Annotated in this window: 17 protein-coding genes and 1 tRNA gene; 10 read left to right on the top strand and 8 right to left on the bottom strand. The window is 70.3% G+C overall.

The genetic code is table 11. The annotated features are described in order from the left end of the window. Window positions 1-83: 83 nt before the first annotated feature. From glpK to ACQ66R_RS03815, 4 genes are all read left to right on the top strand, one after another. A complete protein-coding gene (glpK, locus tag ACQ66R_RS03830; RefSeq protein WP_430419387.1) occupies window positions 84-1580 on the top strand; it encodes a glycerol kinase GlpK in 1497 nt (498 codons plus the stop codon). 59 nt (window positions 1581-1639) lie between these two features. Next, a complete protein-coding gene (locus ACQ66R_RS03825) occupies window positions 1640-4489 on the top strand; it encodes a M16 family metallopeptidase (RefSeq protein WP_430419385.1) in 2850 nt (949 codons plus the stop codon). A 46-nt stretch (window positions 4490-4535) separates the two neighbouring features. Further along, entirely contained in the window at window positions 4536-4859 is a 324-nt protein-coding gene (locus tag ACQ66R_RS03820; RefSeq protein WP_430419383.1) for a hypothetical protein, read from the top strand. Between the two features lie 99 nt (window positions 4860-4958). Next, window positions 4959-5372, top strand: a complete 414-nt coding sequence (locus ACQ66R_RS03815) for a hypothetical protein (protein ID WP_430419381.1) — start codon at window positions 4959-4961, stop codon at window positions 5370-5372. Window positions 5373-5542: 170 nt separating this feature from the next. On the opposite strand, the gene ACQ66R_RS03810 is transcribed toward ACQ66R_RS03815, so the two are convergent. Both ACQ66R_RS03810 and selD read right to left on the bottom strand, forming a co-directional pair. Then, window positions 5543-5737 (bottom strand): DUF6959 family protein, encoded by a 195-nt coding sequence (locus ACQ66R_RS03810; protein WP_430426199.1) that lies wholly within the window; start codon window positions 5735-5737, stop codon window positions 5543-5545. A 113-nt stretch (window positions 5738-5850) separates the two neighbouring features. Next, entirely contained in the window at window positions 5851-6888 is a 1038-nt protein-coding gene (gene selD, locus ACQ66R_RS03805) for a selenide, water dikinase SelD (protein WP_430419379.1), read from the bottom strand. Between the two features lie 40 nt (window positions 6889-6928). On the opposite strand from selD, the gene mnmH reads away from it, so the two are divergent. From mnmH to ACQ66R_RS03785, 4 genes are all read left to right on the top strand, one after another. Beyond that, complete coding sequence (gene mnmH, locus ACQ66R_RS03800) at window positions 6929-8032, top strand: tRNA 2-selenouridine(34) synthase MnmH (RefSeq protein ID WP_430419377.1); 1104 nt, start codon at window positions 6929-6931, stop codon at window positions 8030-8032. 14 nt (window positions 8033-8046) lie between these two features. Then, the gene (locus ACQ66R_RS03795; protein WP_430419375.1) at window positions 8047-8817 is read left to right on the top strand and encodes a class II aldolase/adducin family protein; all 771 of its coding nucleotides are present in this window, start codon (window positions 8047-8049) and stop codon (window positions 8815-8817) included. A gap of 192 nt (window positions 8818-9009) precedes the next feature. After that, window positions 9010-10248: an efflux RND transporter periplasmic adaptor subunit gene (locus ACQ66R_RS03790; protein WP_430419373.1), complete on the top strand. Its 1239-nt coding sequence runs from the start codon at window positions 9010-9012 to the stop codon at window positions 10246-10248. After that, on the top strand, window positions 10248-13490 hold the full coding sequence (locus ACQ66R_RS03785; protein ID WP_430426197.1) for an efflux RND transporter permease subunit: 3243 nt from the start codon (window positions 10248-10250) through the stop codon (window positions 13488-13490). Before ACQ66R_RS03790 ends, ACQ66R_RS03785 begins: the two co-directional genes overlap by 1 nt. A gap of 232 nt (window positions 13491-13722) precedes the next feature. Here the strand turns inward: ACQ66R_RS03785 and ACQ66R_RS03780 are convergent, their stop codons facing one another. The 3 genes from ACQ66R_RS03780 to ACQ66R_RS03770 all read right to left on the bottom strand — a co-directional run bounded on the left by ACQ66R_RS03780 (window position 13723) and on the right by ACQ66R_RS03770 (window position 15964). Next, window positions 13723-14199: a c-type cytochrome gene (locus ACQ66R_RS03780; RefSeq protein ID WP_430419371.1), complete on the bottom strand. Its 477-nt coding sequence runs from the start codon at window positions 14197-14199 to the stop codon at window positions 13723-13725. A gap of 61 nt (window positions 14200-14260) precedes the next feature. Continuing rightward, a complete protein-coding gene (locus ACQ66R_RS03775; protein ID WP_430419369.1) occupies window positions 14261-14713 on the bottom strand; it encodes a YaiI/YqxD family protein in 453 nt (150 codons plus the stop codon). 6 nt (window positions 14714-14719) lie between these two features. Next, the gene (locus tag ACQ66R_RS03770; protein WP_430419367.1) at window positions 14720-15964 is read right to left on the bottom strand and encodes an FAD-dependent oxidoreductase; all 1245 of its coding nucleotides are present in this window, start codon (window positions 15962-15964) and stop codon (window positions 14720-14722) included. A 73-nt stretch (window positions 15965-16037) separates the two neighbouring features. On the opposite strand from ACQ66R_RS03770, the gene ACQ66R_RS03765 reads away from it, so the two are divergent. Both ACQ66R_RS03765 and ACQ66R_RS03760 read left to right on the top strand, forming a co-directional pair. After that, window positions 16038-16113, top strand: a tRNA-Thr gene (locus ACQ66R_RS03765). Window positions 16114-16278: 165 nt separating this feature from the next. Beyond that, window positions 16279-17496, top strand: coding sequence for a tyrosine-type recombinase/integrase (locus tag ACQ66R_RS03760; RefSeq protein ID WP_430419366.1), 1218 nt, complete (start codon window positions 16279-16281; stop codon window positions 17494-17496). A gap of 241 nt (window positions 17497-17737) precedes the next feature. Here the strand turns inward: ACQ66R_RS03760 and ACQ66R_RS03755 are convergent, their stop codons facing one another. From ACQ66R_RS03755 to ACQ66R_RS03745, 3 genes are all read right to left on the bottom strand, one after another. After that, window positions 17738-18874 carry a DUF3800 domain-containing protein gene (locus ACQ66R_RS03755; protein ID WP_430419364.1) on the bottom strand — a complete coding sequence of 379 codons (1137 nt, stop codon included), beginning with the start codon at window positions 18872-18874 and terminating at the stop codon, window positions 17738-17740. Continuing rightward, window positions 18867-19379, bottom strand: coding sequence for a hypothetical protein (locus ACQ66R_RS03750; protein WP_430419363.1), 513 nt, complete (start codon window positions 19377-19379; stop codon window positions 18867-18869). The genes ACQ66R_RS03755 and ACQ66R_RS03750 overlap by 8 nt, the downstream gene beginning before the upstream one ends. Window positions 19380-19531: 152 nt before the next feature. Further along, window positions 19532-25897, bottom strand: a complete 6366-nt coding sequence (locus ACQ66R_RS03745; RefSeq protein ID WP_430419361.1) for a hypothetical protein — start codon at window positions 25895-25897, stop codon at window positions 19532-19534. Window positions 25898-26092 lie beyond the last annotated feature (195 nt).

Below are 26092 nucleotides of genomic sequence, written 5' to 3'. Positions count from 1 at the left end.
CGATCCAGGCTAAGCGGACTCTGGCGCGGGGCGGTGAAGACATGCTTAAGCCGGGTCACTTCGCGGTTAGGGAATCGTAAACCATGGGCGACCCGCTGATCCTGGCGCTGGACCAGGGCACCACCTCCACACGGGCCATTCTGTTCGCCGCCGACGGGCGCGCGCTGGCCGAGGCGGGCAGCCCTCTCGAGCAGCATTACCCTCGGGACGGGTGGGTCGAGCACGACGCCGAGGAGATTTTCGCCGAGTCCGTCAAGGCGCTGCGGGCGGTCATGGACAAGGCCGGACGGCCGCTTTCCGACGTCGCGGCGATCGGCGTGACAAATCAGCGCGAGACCATCGTTTTGTGGGATCGGACCACCGGCAAGCCTGTCCACAAGGCCATCGTCTGGCAGGACCGCCGCACCGAGCCCGCGTGCCTGGCGCTGCGCAACGCGGGCCACGAGGCGCGGGTCACCGAGCTGACGGGCCTGCTGCTCGACCCCTACTTCTCGGGGACCAAGCTGGGCTGGCTGCTGGACCATGTGCCCGGCGCGCGCGCGGCGGCGGAGAGGGGCGAGCTGCTGGCCGGGACCATCGACAGCTGGGTGATCTGGAAGCTGACGGGCGGGCGGGTGCACGCCACCGACGCCACCAACGCCTCGCGCACGCTGCTGTACGACATCCGCGCCGGCGAGTGGTCGACCGAGATGGGCGAGATGCTGGGCGTGCCGCTGAACATCCTGCCGCAGGTGCGCGACTGCACGGGCGACTTCGGCGAGACCGATGCGCCGATCCTGGGCCGGGCGATCCCGATCCGCGGCGTGGCGGGCGACCAGCAGGCGGCGCTGATGGGCCAGGGCTGCATCCGGCCGGGCGAGATGAAGGCCACCTACGGCACCGGCTGCTTCATGCTGCTGAACACGGGCGAGGCCGCGCCGGTCTCGCAGGCGCGGCTGCTGACGACGGTGGCGGCGCAGGTGAACGGGCGCACGACCTATGCGCTCGAGGGGGCGATCTTCATCGCCGGCGCGGCGATCCAGTGGCTGGGCGAGGGCCTGGGCGTCCAGGGCGGACCCAAGGCGGCCGAAGCGCTGGCGGCCGGGGCGCGCGACGACCTGGGCGTGGTGCTGGTTCCGGCGTTTACCGGCCTGGGCGCGCCCTGGTGGGACGCCAACGCCCGGGGCGGGATCTTCGGCCTGACGCGCGACGCCGGCCTGGCCGAGATCGCCCGGGCGGCGTTCGATGCGGCGGCGCTGCAGACCCGCGACCTGATCGAGGCCATGCGGGCCGATGCGCCGCACGCGTTCAAGGGCGAGGTGGAGCTGCGGATGGACGGCGGCATGGCGCGCTCGGCCTGGTTCAGCCAGCGGCTGTCGGACCTGACCGGCGTCGGCGTCTGCCGCGCCACGTTCGAGGAGACCACCGCGCTGGGGGCGGCGCTGTTCGCGGGCGTGGGCGCGGGCGTCTACCGCGACGTCGAAGAGGCGGCGGCCGCGCGGCCGAAGACCGAGAGCTACCGGCCCGTGATGGCGGCCGATCCGCGCGAGCGGGCCTATGCGCGCTGGCTGGACGCGGTGAACCGGGTGCGCGCGGGCTAAAGCTTGGCAGCGGGGGCCGCCGGCCTCTAACGTCCGGCCGCGTCGCGTAGGGAGACGGCATGGGGCTGGGCGGATCGTGGGCGGCGGGGTTGGCGGCGGCGCTGCTGCTCGCGACCTCGGCCGCGGCCCAGCCGGCGCGTCTGCCGCCGCCGACCGGGCAGCTGGCGCCGGTCCAGCAGTTCACCCTGGCGAACGGCCTGCACGTGGTCTTCCACGTCGACCGGTCCGATCCAGTGACCGCCGTCGTCCTGGCGCCGCGCGTGGGGTCGTCGCGCGAGACGCCGGGGCGGACGGGGTTCGCCCACCTGTTCGAGCATCTTTTCTTCCTGGAGAGCGAGAACCTGGGGAAGGGCGGGCTGGACAAGCTGTCGGCGCGGGTGGGCGGATCGGGGGCCGACGGCTCCACCGACCGCGACATCACCGACTATCTGCAGACGGTGCCCAACGACGCCCTGGAGAAGATGATCTGGGCCGAGGCCGACAAGCTGGGCTTCTTCATCAATACCGTCACCGACCCGGTGCTGGCCAAGGAGAAGCAGGTCGTCAAGAACGAGAAGCGCGAGCTCTACGACAACCAGCCCTACGGCTTCGCCCAGCACGTGGTGGCGGCCCAGCTCTACCCGCGTGACCATCCTTACAGCTGGCCCCTCATCGGCTCGATGGCCGACCTGGAGGCCGCGACGCTGGGCGATGTGAAGGCCTTCTATCGGCGCTGGTACGGGCCGGGGAACGTGACGCTGGTGATCGCCGGCGACTTCGACCCCGTGCAGGCGCGAGGCTGGGTCGAGAAGTACTTCGGGGAAATTCCCAAGGGGACGGCCGCGCCCCGGCTGCAGCCGCGCAGGGCCGGGCTGAGCGCGAACCGGAACGTCTACTATCCGGACGCCTTCGCCGAGCTGCCGCAACTGACCCTGGCCTGGCCCACCGTGCCGCGGCACCACAAGGACTCCTGGGCGCTGACCCTGCTGTTCGACCTGCTGACGCAGGGCAAGGACGCGCCGCTCAGCAAGGTGCTGGTGGAGGAGCAGAAGCTCACCGCGAAGGTGACGCCGCAGGTCTCGGACGGCGTGCTGGCCGGGGAGCACGACCTGGTCATCACGGCGTTCAAGGACGTGGACCTGGACCGCGTGCGGGCCGGCGTGAACCAGGGCTTCGCGCGCTTCGAGCGCGAGGGTGTCGCGGCCGAACACCTGGCGCGGGTGAAGATCCGGCGCGAGGTCGAGTTCTACCGCAACTTCGAGAGCGTGCTGGGCAAGGCGCGGAACCTGGCCCGCTACGACGTCTATGCCGGGACGCCGGATTTCGCCGACAAGGATCTGGCGATGCTGCGCGCCGTCACCGCCCCCGACCTGCAGCGGGTCTACCGCGCCTACATCAAGGGGCGTCCGCACGTGGCGGCCAGCTTCGTGCCCCGGGACCAGCCGCAGCTGGCGGTGCAGGGCGCGACCCTGGCGCGGGTGGTCGAGGAGCGGATCGTCCAGGGCGCCGAGAAGCCGGTCGACCCCGACGCCGGGCAGGCCGTCTACAAGCGCACCGCCTCCAGCTTCGACCGCACCGTGGAGCCGCCGTACGGGCCGCCGCCGCAGGTGAAGACGCCTCCGATCTGGGAGGCGCGCCTGCCGAACGGCCTGCGGCTGATGGGGATGCAGGATCGCGAACTGCCGCTGGCCACGTTCGAGCTCTCGATCGACGGCGGGCGACTGTTCGACGACCCGAAGACACCCGGCGCGGCGAACCTGCTGGCCCAGATGCTGACCAAGGGCACGGTCCGGCGCACCCGGGCCGAGTTCGAGCAGGCGCTGCAGGGGCTGGGCGCCGATGTGACGGTTACGGCCAGCGAGGAGCGGTTCCTGATCAGCGGGCGCACCCTGGCGCGCAACTTCGCCCCCACCATGGACCTGCTCCGGGACATGATCCTCGAGCCGCGGTGGGACGAGGCCGAGCTGCGCCTGGCCAAGGCCGCCACGGTCGCCGCGATCCAGAGCCGCCGCGCCGAGGCGCCCGCCCTGGCCGAGCGGGTGATGAGCCACGTGACCTACGGCCCTGACCATCCGCTGGGGCTGAACCCGCTGGGGGCGGAAACGTCGGTCCAGGCGCTCACCATGGCCGAGCTCAAGGCGCTCCACGCCCGGGCCATCGCCCCGAACCTGGCCCGGTTCCGGGTGGTCGGGGCGGTCGACCGTAACGGCACGGTCGCGGCCCTGCGCGATCTGGGCCGGCGCTGGAGGACGAGCGGGGCCAAGGCGCCCAAGCCGCCCACGCCGGATCCGCCGTCGGCGTCGCGGGTGGTGTTCTACGACCTGCCCGACGCCAAGCAGTCGATGCTGCAGTTCGGCTACCCGGCGCTGCGCCGGGACGATCCGGACTACTACCCGGCGTGGGTCGCCAACTACGTCCTGGGCGGCGGCGGGTTTGCCTCGCGCCTGATCCAGCAGGTGCGCGAGGACAAGGGCTATACCTACGGCGTCCGCTCGACGTTCCGCGGCGGAGCCTATGACGGCGCGTTCCAGGTGACGAGCCCGGTGCGCGCCAACGTGACCCTGGAGGCCGCGACGCTGATCCGCGACATCGTGCATGACTATGGGCGCACCTTCACGGCGCAGGACCTGGAGGTGACGAAGGCCTTCATCAGCAAGAGCAACGCCCGTGCGTTCGAGACGCCGGCGGCCAAGCTGAAGATCCTGGCCAACATCGGCGACTACGGCCTGCCGCGCGACTACCTGCGCGCCGAAGCGCGGGTGGTGTCGGGGATGACGGTGGAGAAGGTCCAGGCCATCGCGGCCAAGCAGCTGCGCACCGACGCCATGACCTACGTCGTGGTCGGCGACGCCAGGACCCAGGCGGCGCGGATGTCCGGCCTGGGCTATGGGGCGCCAGTGATGATCAAGGACGAGGTGGCGGACAGGTAGACGTCGCGATCAGCGTCGCGGGCGCATCAACGTCAGCGATGGGTGGATGGCGGTCATTGACGAGGTAAGCTCTGCCATGAACGACCGACCAGACTTCGAGGCGAGCCGCGCGCTGATGCGCGATCTTGGCCTTAACGTGCACGAAGCGCGATCCACGCCGGAGGCGTTCGGAAGCTGGCTCATCCGAGGGACAGCAAACGGCAGGCCCATCCGGGTAGTATGGGATGGTCGCGACGATACTCTCATCATCCAGGAGCCCGTGGGGAACGGGCTTCCTGATGACTGGGGCGACCGCTGGATCGCCGGACCCAACTACCGCCACAAGCCATCTGAACTTAGAGACGGCCTGGTCTCCGTGCTGCAGCGATAGTCCGCCAGTGGACGCCCCCAAAGTCGCCCACGGGTGGACAGCCGACATTCCGCATGGTGTCCGTCTTGGGCGATCATTGCGACTGGCGGCGGGACGAGCATGGGCGGCATTAACATCTACTGCGGGTCGTTTTCCGGCGACGACAAGTCGGGTTCGGCATTTGAGGGTGTCCTGGCGGGAATGGAGGCGATGGCCTCCACGCACGAAGGCGAGGCTATTGCGCGCGTGAAGTCCGCCTTGGAGGACGCGTCCGACCACATACTCATCGAACCAGATGAGGCGCGGCTTCTTCTGCCGCTCTTGCGTCGGTACAGCGCGGAGGTCGATGGACAGCTAGCGGTGCCTGGCGATCTCTTCGACCAGATGGCCCGGGACGAAGACGAGTCCACCATCGACGCGACCGTTCTGCAGTTCGGTGCGGGGCTTGGCTGGCGCGCGTACTGCGCGCGCGACCTGCTCAAAGCCTTTGAAGTCGCCGACGCAGAGGCGGAGCCTGTTGCGCTCGTTTGGTGACCGTCCGGCAATGTCCGCTACGGGTCGAATGCGGACATCGGCGTGAGCGTCGCAGGCGGCCCTTCTGAGCTATGCCCCGTCAGCGGCCGTGGCGAACGTCGGCGATGGGTTGCGAGCGGGCTTAGGCCTTATCGTAGGGAAGTGAGATGTTGTGTCGAACCAGCACGGACTCATAGTGGGCTTGCACGCTTCGTAGATGCTCCAGGATCGCCAACAACGCTGCATCGCTCTTCTTGATCGGGTTCGCCAGCCGCCTCCGCGATGTCGCCAATCAGGCTCGCGAGGCTATCGCCCTGGAAGACGACGCCCGGATAAGCCCGACCTGGCAATTGCACAACGGCGAAGTTCGTCGCTTCAGATAGCAAGTTAGCAACGCTCAAGGCGTCCCTCCCGAGACGAAATCATCTGCGGACACTGTCGCCCTGCCAGCCAAGGTCAGCAACGGGTCGATGGCCGACGTCGGCCAGCGAAGCGCCCGCTAGACCAGCTGAACTCGCGGCGGTCCTTCGACCAGCCGGCCCACCACGGCGGCGTGGTCGAAGCCGTCGGCGCGGGCGAGGGTGAGGACCTCGTCGGCCGCGTCGGGCGACACGGCGATCAGGAGACCGCCGCTGGTCTGGGGATCGGTGAGCAGGTCGCGCCGCCAGTCGTCTGGGGCGCCCTGGACGCGGGCGCCATAGCTGGCCCAGTTGCGGGTGGAGGCGCCGGTGCGGACGCCCGCCTGAACCAGCGTTTCGACGCCTGGCAGCAGCGGCGCGTCGGCGGCGTCGATGACGGCGGTCAGGCCGGCGCCGTTGGCCATCTCCAGCGCGTGCCCGATCAGGCCGAAGCCGGTGACGTCGGTGACCGCGTGGACGCCCGCCACGTCGGGGAGGCGCGCGCCCAGGACGTTCAGCTTCGTGGTGCTGCCGATCAGGGCGGCGTAGCCGTCGGCGTCGAGGCGTTCCTGCTTGAACGCGGCGCTGAGCACGCCGACGCCCAGGGGCTTGGTCAGGATCAGGACGTCGCCTGGGCGGCCGCCCCGGTTGGTGAGCACCTTGTCGGGATGCACCAGGCCCAGGGCCACGAGGCCGTAGATCGGCTCGACGCTGTCGATGGAGTGGCCGCCCGCCACCGGCACGCCGGCCGTGGCGCAGACGGACGCGCCGCCGGCCAGGATGCGGCCGATGGTGTCGGGGTCGAGGACGTTCACCGGCATGCCCACGATGGCCAGGGTGAAGATCGGCGTCCCGCCCATGGCGTAGACATCGGAGAGCGCGTTGGTCGCGGCGATGCGGCCGAAGTCGAACGGGTCGTCGACGACGGGCATGAAGAAGTCGGTGGTGGCCACCAGGGCCTGGTTGTCGTTCAGCCGCCAGACGGCGGCGTCGTCCGAGGTCTCGGTCCCGACCAGCAGGTTGGGAAAGGCCGCGGCGGCAGGGACGCGGCTGATGATGTCCTGCAGCACCGCGGGCGCCAGCTTGCAGCCGCAACCGCCGCCGTGGGCGAGCGAGGTCAGGCGGACGACTTGCGACATGCGGACTCTCCAGCGGCGGAAACCGGGCTATAGCACCGTCATGAGCCTGGAGGTCACCGAGGATGTCTCCGCCGCGGCGCTGTCGCGGTACGACATGGTGATCGACGCCCGCAGTCCGGGGGAGTTCGCCGAGGATCACCTGCCGGGCGCGGTGAACCTGCCAGTCCTGTCGGACGACGAGCGGGCCGAGGTGGGCACGATCTACGTCCAGGACGACCGCTTCAAGGCCCGCCGGGTGGGCGGCGCCTATGTGGCCCGGAACGTCGCGCACCATCTGCAGACCGCGCTGGCCGACAAGCCGGGCAGTTTCCGCCCGCTGGTCTACTGCTGGCGTGGCGGCATGCGCTCAGGGGCCATGGCGACGATCCTCAGTCAGGTGGGCTGGCGCACGAGCGTGCTGACCGGCGGCTACCGCACCTATCGTCGCGAGGTGGTGCGCCGGCTCTACGACCAGACCCTGGACCACCGCTTCGTTCTGCTGGACGGCCATACGGGATCGGCCAAGACCGAGGTGCTGGGCCGGCTGGGCGAGGCGGGGTTTCAGATCCTCGACCTGGAAGGACTGGCGGCGCATCGCGGCTCGCTGTTCGGGGCGCTGCCGGGCCGACCGCAGCCCAGCCAGAAGCTGTTCGAGAGCCGCCTGTTGGGCGTTCTGGACGGACTCGATGCCGGCCGCGTCGTCGTCGCCGAGGCCGAGTCCAGCAAGATCGGCCAGCGCATGATCCCGCCCGCGCTATGGACCCGCCTGGCCGAGGCGCCGCGGATCGAACTGGTCGCCGAGGCGGCCGACCGGGCGCGCTACCTCGCCGCCGCCTACGCCGATGTGGTCGCCGACCGACCGGCGCTGGACGACATCTTCGCGCGGCTGCCGATCCGGATCAGCGCCAAGCGGCTGGCGAGCTGGCAGGCGATGGCGGAGCAGGGGGCGCTGGCCGAGCTGGCCCAGGCGATCATGGTCCTGCACTACGATCCGGCCTACGACCGCTCGCGCAAGCGCCACGACCGGACGCTGGCCGGCACTGTGCGGCTGGTTCCCGACGACCCGGCGAGCCTTGCCCGCGCCGTGGGGGAGGTGGCCCGTCTGGTCGGCGAGCTTGACGCCTCGGCGCTGCGGCGCGACCCTCAAGTGAACAACGGAAACTAACTGGGAGAACGGCCATGGCCGACGGATCCGTCACTGGCGTCGTTTCGCTGCAGGGCAAGGTCAGCGCCGAGGAGTGGCAGGCCCGCGTGGATCTGGCGGCGCTCTATCGCCTGGTCGCGCTCTATGGGTGGGACGATCTGATCTACACCCACATCTCGGCGCGCATTCCCGGGCCCGAGCACCATTTCCTGATCAATCCGTACGGGATGCTGTTCGAGGAGATCACCGCGTCGTCGCTGGTGAAGATCGACCTGGACGGAAACATCCTTCAGGACACGCCCTACTTCATCAATCCGGCGGGCTTCACGATCCACTCGGCGATCCACGCCGCGCGCGAGGACGCCCGGTACGTGATGCACCTGCATTCGGACGACGGGGTGGCGGTCGCCGCCCAGGCCGACGGCCTGCTCCCGCTGTCGCAGCACGCGCTGATCGTGCTGCCGCGGCTGGCCTATCACGACTACGAGGGCATCGCCCTGAACCACGACGAGCGCGAGCGACTGGTGGCCGATATCGGCGACAAGTCCATGATGTTGCTGAGGAACCACGGCACGCTGGCGGTCGGCGACACCGCGGCCAACTGCTGGGTCCACATGTACTACCTGGAACGCGCCTGCACGATGCAGGTGAGGGCGATGAGCGGCGGCCGCGACAAGGTGCTGATCGCGCCCGAAGCTTCGCAGGCCGAGGTCCGGTCGCAGGTCGCGCGCGGCATCGGCGGGGCCCTGGCCTGGCCCGGCTGCCTGCGCAAGCTCGACCGGGAACTGCCCGGCTACGACGCCTGACGCCCTCCGGCAGTCACAGGATTGAGCGGGCGCCCGTCTAGTGGGCGCCCGTTTGCCTTTGCGGGCCACGTTTCAGGACCGCAACCTTGAGCCATCCTCCTGTCACTGGACCACGTGTAAGGAGCGTCCTAAGAGCGCCGCTCTTGTACCAGTAAAGCGTCCGCCGGTTCGCGGACGACGGAGCCCAGTCGGTTGATCAGACGCCATTTCTTCCTCATTGCGGCCGTCCTGGTCCTGGCCGTCATGGTGGTGGCGGGCGGGTTCAAGGTGCTTTCCAAGAAGCCCGGCGGCGAGGGCGGAGCGCCCGGCGGCGGCGCCATGGCCCAGGGCAAGGGCGGCGGCGCAGGCGGCCCGGGCGGCATGGGCGGTCCAGGGGGCCGTCGCGGCGGCCCGATGACGATGGTTTCCGTCGCCGTGGTCCAGCCGAGGGTGTTCGAAGACACCATCGAGGTTCTGGGCGTCGCCAAGGGACGCCAGTCGGTCACCCTGACCGCCGCGGCCACCCAGCTGGTCGACCGGGTGCGGTTCCGCGACGGCCAGCGCGTGGCGCGCGGCGCCGTGCTGGTCGAGCTCCGGGACACCGAACAAAACGCGGGCGTGGCCCAGGCCGAAGCCCGGCTGGTCGAGGCCAAGCGCGCCTACGACCGCTACAAGACCCTGGGCGACCAGGGCTGGACCTCCAAGGCGCTGGTGGATCAGCGCGAGGCGACCTGGCGGGCGGCGCAGGCCGATGTGGCCGCCGCCAAGGCCCGCCAGAACGACCGGGTCATCCGGGCGCCCTTCGCCGGCGTGGTCGGCCTCTCGGACGTGGCGCCGGGCGCGCTGGTCAATCCCGGCGCGCCGATCGTGACCCTCGATGACACCTCGGTGATGCGGGTCGATTTCCAGGTGCCCGAGCGCTACCTCGCCCAGCTGCGCGAGGGCCAGACGGTGCTCGCCACAGCCGAGGCCTATCCCGGAGAGACCATCGTCGGGCGCATCGCCAGACTGGACACGCGGGTCGACGAGCGCACCCGCGCCATCACCGCCCGCGCCGAGTTCGCCAATGGCTCGGGCAAGCTCAAGCCCGGCATGCTGATGCGCGTGGGCGTCTCGCGTGGCCAGCGCAACAGCGCCAGCGCGCCGGAGTCGGCGGTCTCGGTTCAGGCGGACAACGCCTTCGTCTATGTCCTGACCGAGCGCGAAGGGCGCACGATGGCCATGCAGCGCCCGATCGTGACCGGCGTGCGTCAGCAGGGCTTCGTCGAGATCGTGGACGGCGTGCGACCCGGCGAGAAACTGGTGGCGGACGGCCTGAACAAGATCCAGCCCGGCCAGCCGGTGCGCGTGGCGCGGGGCCCCGGCGTGGGCGCCGAACCCGGCAAGGCCGGACCGCCGGCGGCGGGCGCCGCCCCGCAGGGACCGCGGCCGACCGGGAGGCCCGCCGCATGATGCTCTCCGATATCTCGGTCCGGCGGCCTGTCTTCGCCGCCGTCGCGGCGATCATCCTGTGCGTGGTGGGCTTCGCCTCGTTCACGTCGCTGACGGTGCGCGAACTGCCCAGCGTCGATCCGCCGGTCGTCAGTGTCTCGACCAGCTATCGGGGCGCCTCGGCCGAGGTGATCGAGGAGCGGATCACCGAGGTGATCGAGCGCCAGATCGCCGGCATCGAGGGCATCGACCGGATCAACTCCGCCTCGCGCGACGGCTCGTCGCGCATCAGCATCTCCTTCAAGCTGAACCGCAACCTGGACGCGGCCGCCAACGACGTGCGCGACGCGGTCAGCCGCGTCTCGGCGCAGCTGCCGGAACAGGCGGACCCGCCGCAGATTCAGAAGGCGACCGCCGACTCGTCGCCGATCATGTTCCTGAACCTGACGTCGACGACGATGGATCGTCTGGCGCTGTCGGACTATGCGCAGCGCTACCTCGTCGAGCGGCTGTCGACCGTGCCGGGCGTGGCCAACGTCGGCGTGGGCGGCGCCCAGTTCTATTCGATGCGCATCTGGCTGAACCCCGACGCCATGGCGGCGCGCGGGATCACCGTCGAGGATGTCGAGACGGCCCTCAACAGCCAGAACGCCGAGCTGCCGGCCGGCTCGCTGGAGGCGCCCGCGAAGGACTTCACGATCCGCGTGGCCCGGGGCTACGCGACCCCCGAACAGTTCGCCCGAATGCCCATCGTGCCTTCGCGCACGGCCACCCAGACGCAGGGCTCTGCGGCCCTCGGCGGCGCGGCGGCCGGCGCCGGCGCGGCGCAGGGCGTGACCCGCGACGTGACCGGCGCGACCGCGGCGCAAGGCTACATCACCCGCCTGGGCGACATCGCCCGCGTCGAGGAGGGGCCTGACGAGCTGCGCCGGCTGTTCCGCATGAACGGCCGCGACATGGTCGGCATCGCCGTCTTCCGGCAGAGCCTGGCCAACGACCTGGAGATCTCGGAAGGGATCCGCACGGCGATCACGGAGATCAACTCGAGCCTGCCCAAGGGCACCAAGCTGGACGTGTCGGTCGACTACACCGAGTTCACGCGCCACGCGATCGACGAGGTGTGGATCACCATGGGCATCTCGCTGGTGCTGGTGGCCCTGGTGAACTTCGTGTTCCTGGGCACGGCCCGGGCCGCGATCATTCCCACGATCGTCGCGCCGATCTGCATCCTGTCGACGTTCATCGTCCTGGCGCCGCTCGGGTTCTCCATCAACCTGCTCACCCTGCTGGCCCTGGTGCTCGCGATCGGCCTGGTCGTCGACGACGCCATCGTCGTGGTCGAGAACATCCAGCGACGGATCGACGAGGGCGAGCCGCCCATCGTGGCGGCCCAGCGCGGGGCGCGGCAGGTGTTCTTCGCGGTGGTGGCGACGACGATCGTGCTGCTGTCGGTCTTCGCGCCCTTGATGTTCCTGCCCGGATTCATCGGGCGGCTGTTCGTCGAGCTGGCGGTCGCGGTGGCCGCGGCGGTGGCGTTCTCGGCGCTGCTGGCGCTGTCGCTGTCGCCGATGCTGGCGTCGAAGCTGCTGCGCCCGGCGAAGGGCGAGGGCTTTGTCGCGCGCAAGGTCGACGCGGCGATGCACAAGCTGAAGTCGTCGTACCACGCCTCGCTGGAGGCCATGCTGGGCCGGCGCGGCGTCTCGCTCGGCGCCTCGGCCCTCGTCGTCCTGCTGGGGGTCGCGGCCTTCGGCGTGTTCAGCGTGCTGCCGCGCGAACTCACGCCCGAGGAGGATCGCCGGCGCGCCATGGTGATGATCATGGGCCCGGAAGGCGCGGGCTTCGACTACACGCTGTCGGCCGCCAAGAAGGTGGAGGCGGTGCTGAACCGCTACGTCCAGGAGGGCACGCTCGAGCGCTACGTGTTCTCGATGCCGCGGTTCGGGAACAACTCGTTCAACACCGGCGGCGGCAACGCCATCCTGGCCGACGACGCCAAGACCACGGCGCCGGACGTCGCCGCCAAGCTGAACCGCGAGCTGTCGTCGATCACCTCGGTGCGCGCCATCGTCTCGGCCGAGGGCGGCCTGCAGCGCGGCGGTCCGGGCGGCGGCGGCGGCGGCGGGGGCGGCACCAGCCTTTCGGTCATCGCCACCGGGACCGACTATCCCGAGATCGCGCGGTTCATGGCGCCGATCCTGGAGGCCGCGGGCCGCAATCCGGGCCTGGCGCGGCCCCGCCTGGACTACGAGCCCACCAGTCCGCGGGTGGTGGTCAACATCGACCGCGAGAAGGCCGCTTCGCTGGGGATCTCCTCACAGCAGGTGGGCCGGGCGCTGGAGACCATGTTCGGCTCGCGGCGGGCCACGACCTATATCAAGAACGGCCAGGAGTACGACGTGCTCCTGCAGACCGACCGCGACAATCGCCAGACCGAGGCCGACCTGTCGCGGCTCTATGTCCGGACGTCATCGGGCGAGACCGTGCCGCTGTCGTCGGTGGTGACCACGCAGATCCGCGGCGACACGCCCGACCGGTCGCGGGTGGACCGCCTGCGGTCGATCTCGCTGAACGCGCAGCTCAACCCGGGTTATTCCATGGGTGAGGCGATCCAGTTCTTCCGCGACGAGGCGGCCAAGCAGCCTGGGGCCATCCAGCTCAAGTGGGGCGGCGGCGCGCGCGACTATCTCGAGGCGTCCGGCTCGATCGGACTGGCCTTCGCGATGGCGCTGCTGCTGGTGTTCCTGGTCCTGGCCGCGCAGTTCGAGAGCTGGATCCACCCGGCCGTCATCATGCTGACCGTGCCGGTGGCGGCCGTCGGCGGGCTGTTCGGCCTGCTGATCGCGGACTCGTCGATCAACACCTACAGTCAGATCGGGCTGATCATCCTGATCGGCATCGCGGCCAAGAACGGCATCCTGATCGTCGAGTTCGCGAATCAGCTTCGCGACGAGGGGCTCAGCATCCGCGAGGCCGTGATCGAGAGCGCCAGCCTGCGCCTGCGTCCCATCATCATGACGTCGATCTCGGCGGCCGCGGGCGCGATCCCGCTGATCGTGTGGGGCGGGGCCGGCGGTGAATCCCGCAAGACGATCGGCGTGACCATCTTCTTCGGGGCGATCTTCGCGACCCTGGTGACGCTGTTCGTGGTGCCGGTGTTCTACAACATGCTGGCGAAGTTCACGAAATCGCCGATGGCCACGGCGCGCCGCATCGAGGCGTTCGAGGACGCCGAGAAGGCTCGGGTCGCCAACGCCGCCGAATAGCGCAAGGTCTGTGACGCGCTGTGGCGCACGCCCCATCCGACGGGCGCCAGGGAGCCTGGAATAAAGGGGGGTGTCAGGTCCCTGGGCCCGGCAGGCGGCGGGGGGCGCCGCCCTTCGGATTGGGGTGCCGATCCAGACAGATGCTCTTCGTCGACATCCCGACAATGGGCTTAGTCGGGTTGCGCGTCAAGGTTGTCTCACAACAAACCGTTGCGCCTCCAGCGCGAGCCGCCTACTTGCCCTTGTGGCCGGTCTCGACCATCAGGAACGCGATCAGATCGGTCCGGTCCTTGGCGTCCTTCAGACCGGCGAACGACATCTTGGTGCCGGGCAGGTACGTCTGGGGCTTCTCGAGCCACTGGCTGAGGTGATCGGCGTCCCAGACGATGCCGGCGTTCTTCAGCGCATCCGAATAGTTGAACTCGCTGTTGGCCGCGGCCTTCTTGCCGAACACGCCGTGCAGGTTGGGGCCGGTCATGTTGGCGCCGCCGGGCGTGATGGTGTGGCACGACTGGCAGAGGGCGAACTTGGACTTGCCGTTGGCCAGGTCGGCGGTGTTGTAGGGCGCCGGGTAGGTGGCCAGCAGCGCGGCCTTTTCGGCGTCGCTGGCGGGGGCCGCGCCCGAGGCTGAGCCCTTGTCCGCAGGCTGGCCGCAGGCGGCGACCAGGGTGGCGAGGGCAGTGGCGGCAAGGATCGGTCCCAGGCGCATAGTCGTCTCCGGCTGAAGTCGGCCGCAAGCTACCGGGAAGCCACGGCGATGCAAGTCGGCGCTACCGCCTGCGCCGTCGTTCCCGCTGCACCGCCTCATCGAGGGCCTGCAGGAAGCGCGAACGGTCGGCCCCTGCAAACGGTTTGGGCCCGCCGGTGATCTCGCCGGTCGAGCGGATGTGCTCCATGATCGAGCGCTGGGCCAGGGCCGAGCCGATGCTGTCGGCGGTGAACGGCCGCCCGTTCGGCGCGACGGCCGCGCCGCCCGCCTTCAGCACCCGGTCGGCCAGGGGGATGTCGTTGGTCACGCAGATGTCGCCGGGCTGGGTCTGCTCGGCGATCCAGTCGTCCGCCACGTCGGGGCCGGCGTCGACGATGCGGCGCTCGATCAGCGGTGAGGCCGGGATCTGGATGAAGCTGTTCGAGACCACGAACACCTTCAGTCCGTAGCGGGCCGCCACCTTGTAGGTCTCGTCCTTCACCGGGCAGGCGTCGGCGTCGATGAAGATTCGCATGCCAGCCTAGTACACCGAGCGCTCGGCCCGCGTCGCCTTCGACGCCAGGCTGAAGCGCGGCTCGATGGGGGTCTTGGGCTCCAGCACGTGATCGGCCACGCGCCGGCCGACGGCGGGGCCATGCTTGAACCCGTGGCCGGAGCCGGCGCCGACGAGCCAGACGCGGTCGTGACCGGGCAGGCGGTCCATCAGGAAGTCGCCGTTCGAGCTGTTCTCGTACTGGCAGACCCGGGCGTGGATCAGCGGCGCATCGGCCAGCGCCGGAAACCGCTGCGCCAGATAGGCCCGCGCCTGAGCGACGCCCGCCGGGGTGACCTGGCGCGACTGGGTGTCGGGATCGACGACGGGGCCGTGCGGGTCGAAGGCGATCTTGAAGCCCTGGCCCTCCAGGTCGGGCATGCCATAGACCAGTTCGCCGCCGTTGAAGTCGGCCCAGACGGGCAGGGCGGGGGGCGCGAAGCGGGTGTCGCCAGGCTGGGCCCCGAAGTGGAACACCTCCTGGCGGGTGGGCGTGATGCGGCCGCCCAGCACCTGCGGGAAGAGCTTGGGCAGCCAGGGGCCGCAGGCATAGACCAAGGTGTTGGCCTTGAGGTCCGGGCCCACGACATAGGCTCCGCCGGCGTCGCGCTCGGGCGGACCGGCGTTCAGCGTTTGCGCCTCCAGCCCGGCGTCGGCCAGCACGGCGCGGACGCCGCGGCCGGCGATCAGCGCGCCCGACCTGGTCTCCAGGAACCCGGACTCGCCGTCGCGGAAGACGATCTGCGGGTAGGAGGCGCTCAAGGCCGCCAGGTCCATGCGCCGGTGATCCACCTTGTTGGCCGCCAGCCACTCGACGCTCTTGGCCATGTAGTCGTCGGTGGCCGGCGAGAACCACAGGACGCCGGTGCGGTGCAGGATCGGCTCGCGCCCGCGCGCCGAAACCTCATCCCAGGCCGTCAGCGACTCCCGCGCCATCGGCGAATAGATCGGGTCGGCGCCATAGCTCAGCCGGATCACCCGGCTCTCGCCGCCCGACGAGGCCCGCGCGTGTCCCACGCCATAGGCGTCCACGATCGCCACCGACGCCCCGCGCTTCGCCAGATGCCAGGCCGTCCAGACCCCGAACACGCCCGCGCCGATCACGGCGACGTCGTGGATGGCCGGCGTTCCAGAACCCCGCCGCCGCGTCTGAGGCCGGGCCGCCGAGGCCGCGCCCGCCTGCGCCAGACCCGCGCCCGCGATCCCTGTCAGCGCCCCGCGCCGTGTCATCATGACGTCCTCCCGCAGGCACGATGGCCTGTTGCGGCGCGCCGCGTCCACCGTCTAAGGAGGGCGCAGACGGCACGCCGGATTAGCTCAGCTGGTAGAGCAGCGGTTTTGTAAACCGAAGGTCGCGGGTTCGAGTCCTGCATCCGGCACCATCGCCCTGTTCGCCTACGGGCGCGGGCGTCTAGAAAATCAGCGCAAAAACAGCTATATAGACATGGTGCGCTTCGCCGGTGGTCGCCCGTGTTCGCGGTTGTTCGCGATGGTTTGGGGGTCACTTTTGGGGGCGCCGCGAGCGATAGAGGCGGAGTGACCCCCAAATGGCGCTTTCGGATGCGGCGGTTCGGTCGGCAAAAGCCAAGGAAAATCAATACAAGCTCTATGACGATGGGGGGCTCTTCCTCATCGTGAAGCCGTCCGGCGGCAAGCTTTGGCGGCTGAAGTACCGCCACCTGGGCAAGGAGCAGCAGCTTTCGATCGGGGTTTTTCCGACCGTGAGCCTGAAGGACGCGCGCAAGCGGCGGGACGACGCGCGGGCGCAGATCGCCAAGGGGCTGAACCCGTCCTTCGAGAAGAAGCGCGCGGCGGCGGCGGCGCTGGTCGGCGCGGCGAACACCTTCAAGGCCGTTGCTGACGAATACATCGACCGTCGGGAGCGCGAAGGCCTGAAGGACGTCACCACCACCAAGGCCAAGTGGCTGCTGAGCCTGCTAGAGCCCGGCATCGGCTCGCGGCCCATCGCCGACATCGAGGCGTTCGAACTGCTGGCGATCCTGAAGAAGGTGGAGCAGTCGGGCCGCCATGAAACGGCTAAGCGCCTGCTAGCCTTCTCCGGACGCGTGTTCCGCTATGCCGTGGCCACCACGCGGGCGCGCCGCAACGTCGCCGCCGATCTCCAAGGCGCGCTCATGTCGCCCAAGGTGAAGCATCACGCCGCGATCATCGACCCCAAGGAGGTCGGCGCCCTGTTGCGGGCGATCGACGGCTTCGAGGGACAGCCCACCACGCGCTGGGCGCTCCAGCTGGCCCCGCACGTGTTCGTGCGTCCCGGTGAGCTGCGGCAGGCCGAATGGTCGGAGATCGACCTCGACGCCGCCGTCTGGCGCATCCCGGCCGTCCGCATGAAGATGAACCGCGAGCACGTCGTCCCGCTCTCAACGCAGGCCGTGGCGATCCTGAAGGCCGCGGGCGAGTTCACCGGCGGGGGAAAGTATGTGTTCCCGTCGATCCGCACGCCCCGGCGACCGATGTCGGAGAACACCCTGAACGCGGCCCTGCGCCGCCTCGGCTACACATCGGACGAAATGACGTCACACGGCTTCCGCTCGACGGCCAGCACGCTGCTGAACGAGTCCGGCAAGTGGAGCGTCGATGCGATCGAGCGCGCCCTGGCCCACGGCGACACCGACACCGTGCGGGCCGCCTACCACCGCGGCGCCCACTGGCAGGAGCGCGTGCTCATGGCGCAGTGGTGGAGCGACTACCTCGCCCGGCTCCGCGAGGGCGGGAAGGTGATGCCGTTGGATCGCGCGGGCTAACAGCCTTGCCCTCTGGACCGGGAGACACATCAAAGGTGGGCGGCGGACCTTAGGCCAGTGGCCAAGGCGCGACCGCGTCTGACTCAAGGCAGTGGTAGGACAGCTCGAATCTTGACGTCATCCCCTGGCGGTCGGCTAGGACTCGCGAACGGCCTCGGTCGCCTGCGGCTTCCCACAGCGCCCGGTTCCCCGCTCCGCGAGGCAGGGTGCTGCGCGCCGATATTGAACCGAGGGGTGCCGATCAGACCGTTGGAATTCCAAGCCGCCGCAGGTCGCGGAAGCTCATCACGTAGTTGATGCCTCTCCCGTCCCGCGGGTCAGCCGCCTGCATCAGCTCCCAGAAGGCCCGGTCCTGAACAGACGTCGGCTTGATGCCGCCCAGGCTGTCGCGGAGATAGCGCATCGTGAAGCCTGCGATGACGTCGGCGAGCTGGACGCCAGGCGTGGTGGCAGATGGCGCGAACCTCAGTGTCGCGCCTTCTATGAAGCGGAAGTCGGCGTTTGGCAGCTGGAAGCGTACATTCTGCTTCGAGAGACGCTCCGCCGAGATCTTCCCCGCGCGCATGATGTGCTCGAAGTAGCGCTGCTCATCGTGGACGAGGGTCAAGCGGCCAATTTTTCGAAAGTGATAGCGGTTTAATCGCGCGTAGATGTTCGTGAAGGAAGTGAGGTTCGGCAGCATCCAGACCGGCCGACCGCGCAGGCTATCGTCGGGAAGCGGAAGCGTTCGCTCTACCGCGCGCGCCTCGCCCCACTCAGCGGCTTCGAACTCCTCCTGCTCGTCGATGAGGAAGCGCAGCATGCCGGTGGCGATCTCGTCATCAGGTCGGGACTCTAGCCAGGCCCGCAGGCTCTGAAAGGCGCCGCGCACGGCTTCGACGCCAGGGCTCTCGCAGGCCGCGATGTATGCCTGCAGTACGTCGTCTGGCGCGCTGGTGGCCAGGCTTTCCGCGAAGGTCTGTTTCAGGAAGCGGGACTGCGGCGCGAAGTCGAACTCGGGGTCAACCGAGGTCAGCAGCAGGCCTTCCACGATGTGCATGCAGATGAAGTAGCGCTTGTCCACGATCTCCATGAAGAGCGGCGAGGCGCGCCGGCGCAGGTAGGCCAGGAGATCAATAACAAGGAGCGGCTTCGCGGCGAGGCTTGTCGCCTTCAGTTCACTGGTCTTGATCCCGTGGGCTGCGCGAAGACGGTCCATCTCGCGCGCTACATCTGCCACGTCGTCGATGCCGAAGCAGGCGAGGACGAAGAGTGGCTGACGGTCAAACTCGAAGCTCGGGCCCGGCTTGCTCACGTCGCCGGTATTGCCGCTCTCATCCAGAAAATAGGTCGTGATCCTTCCGGCCTCGCGGCGCCTAGCTGCTCGGAGGCTAGTCATCCTCGCCGCTCACGGCCGACTCCAATGCCGCGCGCCAAGGCGTTTGCACCTGGCGCGGAGCGTTGCAGATGTAGTCGCGAGCGTCGGTGAACTGTTTGCCTGACAAGCCACGCAGGTAGGCGATGGCCTCGTCCTTGGTCGGCGCGATGTCGTTCTTGCGGTTCCACTTCGCGGGGAGGGCGGCCCACACAACGCCCTTTAGACCCTGGTCGACGGCCCAAGCGCCGATGGAGTCGGCATGAAGGTGGCCAGAGTGGCGTTGCTTCGTCCACCAGCCGATCCAGTCGGGACGCTTGGGACACTCGCGTTCACGCATGCTCTCGGCGCACATCTCGATCGTCTCAGGGGTCATCGCGCACCAGAGAACTCGGGTCGGTGCGCTGTCCGCCGTGACTACCAGCGTAAGGCGGCCGTCGTCTGAGCGACGCCGAAACTCGACGGGAAGGTTTGGCCCGTCCGCCTTCCATTCGCCGGTGATCAGCAGGTTCCTCGGTTGGTAGATCAAGGAGCCCCATCCGAGGCAAGCAATGGTCATCGGATTCTCAGCCTCTTCGTGACGGCCTTCGACAGCCAATGACGATCCTGCCAGTTAGCTTGTCCGCACCGAAAGCCTACGATCTCTCATGAAGCCCGCTGGAACACCTGAGGCGGGCAGGTTCAGCCGGCTGGCTTCCGCGCGGCCCGTATCGCGGCCAGCCGATCCTCCAGATCACGGCGGTCCTCGCGGGCTAGGCGGGCCACAGCGGCTCTGGCCGCCGCGGGTGCCCGCAGGATCGGACGGGTGACGCCGTCCGCGCCCAGCGTGGAGAGGAGCCACCGCGACGGGAAGGCCGCATCCCCCCGCTTCTCGCGCAGGTAACGGCGAACGTACACGAGGACGACGAGGGTCGTTCCGTCGCGACGGCAGATCTTCTGGATCCAGCCCCGATCCGCGGTGAGACGGTGACCCCGCTCATCGGTCTCGTGCCGGCCCCGGCCTGACTTCCCACCCCAGACCAGGCCCTCGGCCATGGGCCTGCCATCCGCATCCACCCACCGCCTGCGGAACGGCGCGTCTCCCGACAGGCCCGACGCCGTCACGATCGCGTCCGTCGGCCTGACGTTGTGGCGCGCGGCTGTCGAGGCGTACGGATCGGTGTCATCGAGAGCGCTCTCCCGGCCGGCGAGCTCCTCGATCAGCCAGCCCTGCCAGGGGGCGTCGCCGCGCCAGTGCATATCGAGCTCGTCCTGACGTGGGATCCAGACGTCATGGCGGTCGGCGAGCATCAACGCCAGCGCGGCGTCCATCGCGCTGTCCTTCGGCACGAACGCCGAGGAGACGCGGACGTCCACATCATCTGAGCTGTTCCAGTCACCCTCTACGATGAGGGCGCCCGGCGGCGCGCCCCTCGTCAGCAGCGGGATCAGGTCGCGCGACAGCCGCGGCACGGGCGGCTCGCCACCTGTGAGCTCTTCGCGCATGTCGGGCGGCGTCAGCCCGGTGTCGTCGGCGAGCCATCGGCCGTCCGGCCGGCAGGTCAGGGCGCGACCGCTCCAGTCCGTCCACGGGTGGCCGTCGCCCCACCGGTCGCCCATCAACGGATGGCTGGTCAAGAAGCCGCCAGCCGCTAGGAAGACCGAATGCCAAGTCAGGTTACCGACCCAGGTCTCCTTCACAGAGGGCCGATGCCCCCAATCATCCTCCTTGGCGCCGTCGAACATGCTCTTCGCATCCGGAGCCCAGCGCCGAACCTGGTCGGCGACCCGATCGCCCGCCTCGTACTTGTGGGTGCCGAACAGCGTCGCCAAGCCGGTGATCTCGGACTTCTCGAAGTCGTAGTCGAACCAGAAGGCCGGATCGCGCTCGGGGTAGCCCTTCGGCGGCCCCGAATAGAAGCTGGCGCTGGGGCGGCGGCGGTCAGGCGGCGTGATTGGCCACGGCGACGCGTTGACCTGGGCGCATCGGTCGAGGAGCGCCGCGCCGTCTGCCGGTGGCAGCACCCTGGCCACGGCGCGCAGGGCGCGCGCGGCGATCTCGCGCATGAGCACGTGCGGCAGGTCGGTCGAATGCGCGACGGCCTCGAGCGCGGCCTGATGCGGCGCGATCAGGTCCGGCCGGTCCAGCGCGATGCGTGCAAGGGCGATGAGGAGCCAGAGCCTGGCGTTCAGGAACCGGAACGGCTGGCCCGCATCCTGGAACGGGGTCGCCTCGGTCCGGTCGAGGAAACCGACCAGCAGGCCCAGCACCTCGGTCCGGCCCAGCTCCACAAGACGACGCAGGGCGTGCGCGGCGCGCCAGCGGGTAGCTGCATCCGGGGCGCCGAGAAGGTACCAGAGCAGACCAGCGACCACGTCCTGCTGGCGGGTCGGCGGCGTCAGGTCCGCGCGCCACGGACCACCCGCAGCCGCCGCTGGCAGACCCGCTGCGGAACGCGCCACGTAACGGGCGAGGCCGTCCGCGATGGTCGCCGGCGCGGCCACGCGGGCCAGAATGCCGGCGAAGTCCAGCCATGCGGTGCTGGAGATTACGGCCGCCTTGCCGCCGAGGCGCTGCAGGGCCTCGATGACGATCGTCTCGGGCGCCACCGCCCCGTCCGCCATCCCGACGAGGCGCTGGCGATGGTAGGATGCTTCCCATCCGGACTGGCCGAGCTCCAGGGGATGGCTGCGGGCCAGGCCCAGGACGAGAGCCGGAAGGGCGGCGCGGACCGCCGCCGACTCCGCCGCCCAGGTCCCCACGATCTCGCCGACGCCGGCGATCTTGTCGCTGAGCGGGATGACCCGCGACTGCTCGACCGCCCGCAGGAAGGCCAGCTGACCGTCCGGCAGCACATGTCGGGCGGCCGCTGCCCAGATCAGCGGCACGAACGCCCGGCCCGGCCTGCGCTCGGCCCCGATCGCCAGCGCCGCCGCGTCGAGCTCGTCGGCGGTCAGGATCGGGGTTTGGCCAAGGACCTTCGCCAGGTCCGGGTCGGGCTCCGGCTCCACGGTCGGCACGACCGGGGCCGGGACCTGTGGCCGATCCGGCTGACGCCGTGCGATTAGCCGTCGCCGGACGGGGTCGGTGGCCGGCAGGTGCGCGGCCGCAAGGTCGGCCAGTCCGCGGGCGAGGTCCTCCGGGACAGCCGCGCCGTGGGCCCTGTCGACCTCCACCTCGGCGAGCCGGAACAGCTCGGCCTTCGCCGCGGCGCCGAGGCTCGGCAGGACGTGGCCGAGGAACGTGTCCAGCGGGAACCGGTACATGGCGGGATACTCGAAGAGGCCGATCAAGCCGGCCGCCAGCTCCCCGTCCAGGCGGCCCGCACGGACCAGCATGGCCAGGCATTCCAGGTGGCCGTCGGTGATCCCCCCGTGACCGCGGTCCCCGAGACGCGTCGCGAGCGGCAGGAGATCGAGGCCGCCAAGGCGCGCGAAGGCGTCGGCATAGTCCTCCCAGTCGTAGCGATCGCTCTCCTCGGGCATCTGCATCTCGCAGATGCGGCTGAAGTCGTGGAGGACACGCGGCTCGAGCGGCCGGCCGCTGTAGGCGCGCGCCACGCCGAGCAGCCCCTCGGTCTCCTCCATGTCGTCGGCGCTGAAGCCGTCCGCCAGGCCGAGGCCGACGGCGAACCAGCTGCGGGCCTCGGCGAGCGAGAGCGGCCAGAGCGCCCGCGCCAGGGCCGCGGACCGGCCGATCCGGGTGTCGATACCCGGCTCCAGGTCGAGCGCCTCCCCGATGATCCCCGCCAGGGACAGCGCCGCGGCGGAGCCGCCGGGAAGCCTGGCCAGGGCCCTGACCGTGCCCACGTGCTTCGGGACATGGTGGAAGGCGGAGGACGACAGGAAGTCCACCACGCCGGCCGCAGCCGCGGGCGCGATCGATGGCAGCGCCCCGACTAGTTCCAGGGCCACGCCCCCCAGCATCTGCGCGACGAACCGTTTCTGGTCCCGGTACGGATAGTCCTCGGCCTTGGAGACGAGCGCGCCGCAGTCGGCGAGCAGCCCGGTCAGGGCCGCCTCCGCATCCCCGCCCGCCAGATGCTCGGCGAGGCCGCCGAGTGCCGCGCGCAACGGGGGCAGGCGGATCGTCAGCAGCCGCTTGATCCGCTCGGCGCCATCAGGATCGTCCACCTGGCGGGCGCCGCGCTTGCGTGGACGCCGGCGGCGCTTCGGCGTGGCCAGGGCGGCCTTGACGGCGGCGAGGTAGGCCTCATCCGTCCGACGGTCCCGAACTAAGCGCACGAGCGCGTCCGCCTCCACGGGGGCGATATCGGCGAGCCTCAGGTCCCGGCCGGCCGCCATCGCCCGCACGACGGACGCGAGAAGCCAGCGCACGATGGCGCCGGCGTCCGTGATCGGCGCCTGGAACGCGTGGGCCATCGGTCGCTGCAGCGCCACGCGATCGAGGATCGGGGCGGCGAGATCGCGCCGGCCGAGCGTCAGCGCCAGAAGCGCGCACCGCAGGACCGCACCTTCGACGGCGTCCTGGGTTGGGCGCGCCCAGGCGTCCCGGACCCGGCGCAGGTCATCCGTGGAGGCGGCGAGCCTCCCGAGCAGCCGTAGCCGCAGGGCCGGATCGACGGTCCCGCCGTCCAGGACCGAGACCAGGAGGACCGCGGGCGGCCGCGGGAGCCGCGAGAGCAGCCGGTAGAGCCGGTCGCGCGCCGACGCCGCGGCCGGGTCGAGCCGTGCGTGCTGCTCCAGGCGCTCGACCACGTCGGCGGAATGCAGGTGGGCCTGGTCGGCGGGCCAGCTCAGCACCCAGTCGGCCACGCCGCGGACCCGCCCGTGGCGGAGCAGCACCCAGGCCGGGGCGGAGACGTCGAGCCCGCGGCCTCGCGGCGCCTCGGCCCGCTCATCCTCGGGAAGGGCCGCCCGCCACCTGTTCCAGTCGAGCGAGCGGCGGGTCTCGCGCAGGGCCTCGTCGGGATCCCCGCGCAGCATCTGGAGGGTGGCGAGCCCGGCGTGGCGGCTCCCGCTCCAGCCGCGTCTGTCCTCGAAGAGACGCCGCAGCGCCTCGGGATCGTCGCCGATGGCGACCAGGTCGGGATTGTCGCGCAGGTAGGCGTCGGAACGCCCGTGCCCCGCGGCCAGCCACGCCAGGTCGAGCGAGAGCCGCAGCAACTGGTCCACGTCCCCTGCCATCGCCGCGACATGCAGCGCCGCCTCCAGCCGCGCCAAGCGGATGGCTCGCTGGGCGACGCCACTCGTGGCGGTCGCTGGCAGCCGCTCGTCCGCGGCCAGCCGGTACAGGTCCTGGGTCCGGGCCAGATCGCGCAGGACCGAGGGATAGGTGCGCGCGGCGTAGTTGCTGGTCGCCTGGCGCTGGTTCAGGCGCGACAGCACGCTCTCCTGGGCCGCGACGTCCTGCGTGGCCAGGCCGCGGACAAAGGTCTCGGTGGGCTCGTCGCGGAAGATCAGTCCATGCGGCGTCGACTCGATCAGCGGGAAGAGGTCGGCGGCGAAGCTCTCGACCGCCGCGGCCGTCAGGCCCTGGGCCGCGGCCAGCTCCTCCACGGGCACAGGCGGCGGCAGCAGCGCCAGGCCCGCCAGCAGCGCATCGAGCTCCTCGCGAGAGGCACCCACGGCCATCGCCCGGGCGCGGGCCTCGCCGACCTGCTTGGCCAGCAGCACGTCCAGGGCCTCGTCGGTGTCGCCCACCGCGCCGGCGATCGGCGGTTCGAAGGGCCGGCCCTGGTCGAGCAAGGTGGCCAGCAGACGCGGGTTGCCACCTGAGCGGCCATAGGCGGCGGCCTTCTCGATGGCGTCGGCGTTGGGGACGCGCGCCAGGACGAGGCGATCGGACTCGGCCCGCGTGAACGGCGGCACGCCGAACGGTTCGACATCAGCTTGGCCGGCCGCGAGATCGCGCCGATGAGTCCGGCACGAGGCGATGACGCGGACCCCGTCCATCGGCGTGATGGCCAGGCTCTCCAGCAGCAGCGTGGGGAACGCTTCGGTCCGCGTGTCCCGCGCCCGCATCCCCGATTGGTCCACGGCGTCGAGGATGAGCACTAGACCGTCGGCCCGCCCCTGCTCACGGAGCGTCACGACGGCCTGCGCGAGCCGTCCACGGAACGTCCGCAGGAGACCGCTCGTCTCGGCGGGCCCGGGCAGGATCGGGTCGCAGAGCCCGTCGGCCGCCAGCTGGTTGGCCAGCTGCAGCAGGCCGCGTTCCGGCAGGTGGCGGGCGTCGCTGGGGTCGCGCCACCGTCCGGCGCCGAACCCGTCGAACACCACCACGTGCGACTGCTCCCCGAGCGCCTGAGCCACCGACTGCAGCAGGACGGTCTTGCCCATACCGCCCACCGCATGGACGAGCACGGGCCGCGTCGCGGTCGCCAGCACGTCCAGCAGCGCTCCCGTCGCCTCCCGGACGATCGGATCGGTCACCGGCGGGAAGGCCGCAGGCGCCGGGAAGAGCTCGTCCTCGTGGGCGACCCCGAGAGCGGCCAGGACGTCCACAGGCAGGACGACGTTGTCGCCCTGGCCTGCGCCGCCCGCCTTCTCGCGCATCAGCCGCTGCAGCTCCAGCAGCCGGTTCCGCGCCAGCGCGTCCGAGGCCGGGCCCCAGCCCGCGATGCGGCGGTGCGTGTCGCTGTCGATCGCCCGGAGGGACCCCGTCCCGCCCAGGAACGCGAGGCGCTCGGCTAACGCCTGAAGATCGTCACCGGTCAGCGCCGACGCGTCGGCAAGGGCGTCGGCCTGGCCTCCGTCGCCGCTACCCAGACCGTCCCGCAGCCGCGCCAGGCCAGCCGCCAGGTCGGCGTGGATGGGCCGGTTGGTGATGTAGGCGAAGCGCATCACCTCCAGCGCCCGCGCCCGGCCGAGCCTGCCGATCATGTCCCGGAAGGCGACCGCGAACTTGGCCACCGTGCCGACGGTGTCGGCCGCACGCACGGGGATCGACGCACGGGCGATCGAGTACTTGAACTGCTCAACGTCGATGCGGCGCGCGGACTGCGCGGTACGCCCGCCCCGGTACACGGTGAGATCGGCAACCTCGACGGCCTTCTGGCTGAGGCCCAGACCCTCGTCGTCGATCGAGAACCCCTCGATCGCCACGGCCGCAAGGTCGCTGCCCGGATCGACGAGGCCCAGCGCCGTCCGCGCGGCCCACGCATGGTGGAACGCGTGGCCGTCGTTCGACGCACGGACTGGCTCGATCGGTTCCGGCAGCGGCTAATCCCCGACTTGCGACTCACCCATGAGCAGTCTGGCAGAATAGTCGACCACGCCCCGGAACAGAACGCGTGGCGG

The sequence above is a fragment of the Phenylobacterium sp. genome (assembly GCF_965284355.1).
Classification (GTDB): domain Bacteria; phylum Pseudomonadota; class Alphaproteobacteria; order Caulobacterales; family Caulobacteraceae; genus Phenylobacterium.
The sequence above is the reverse complement of the archived record's forward strand: the minus strand, read 5'-3'. Positions and strand labels throughout refer to the sequence as shown.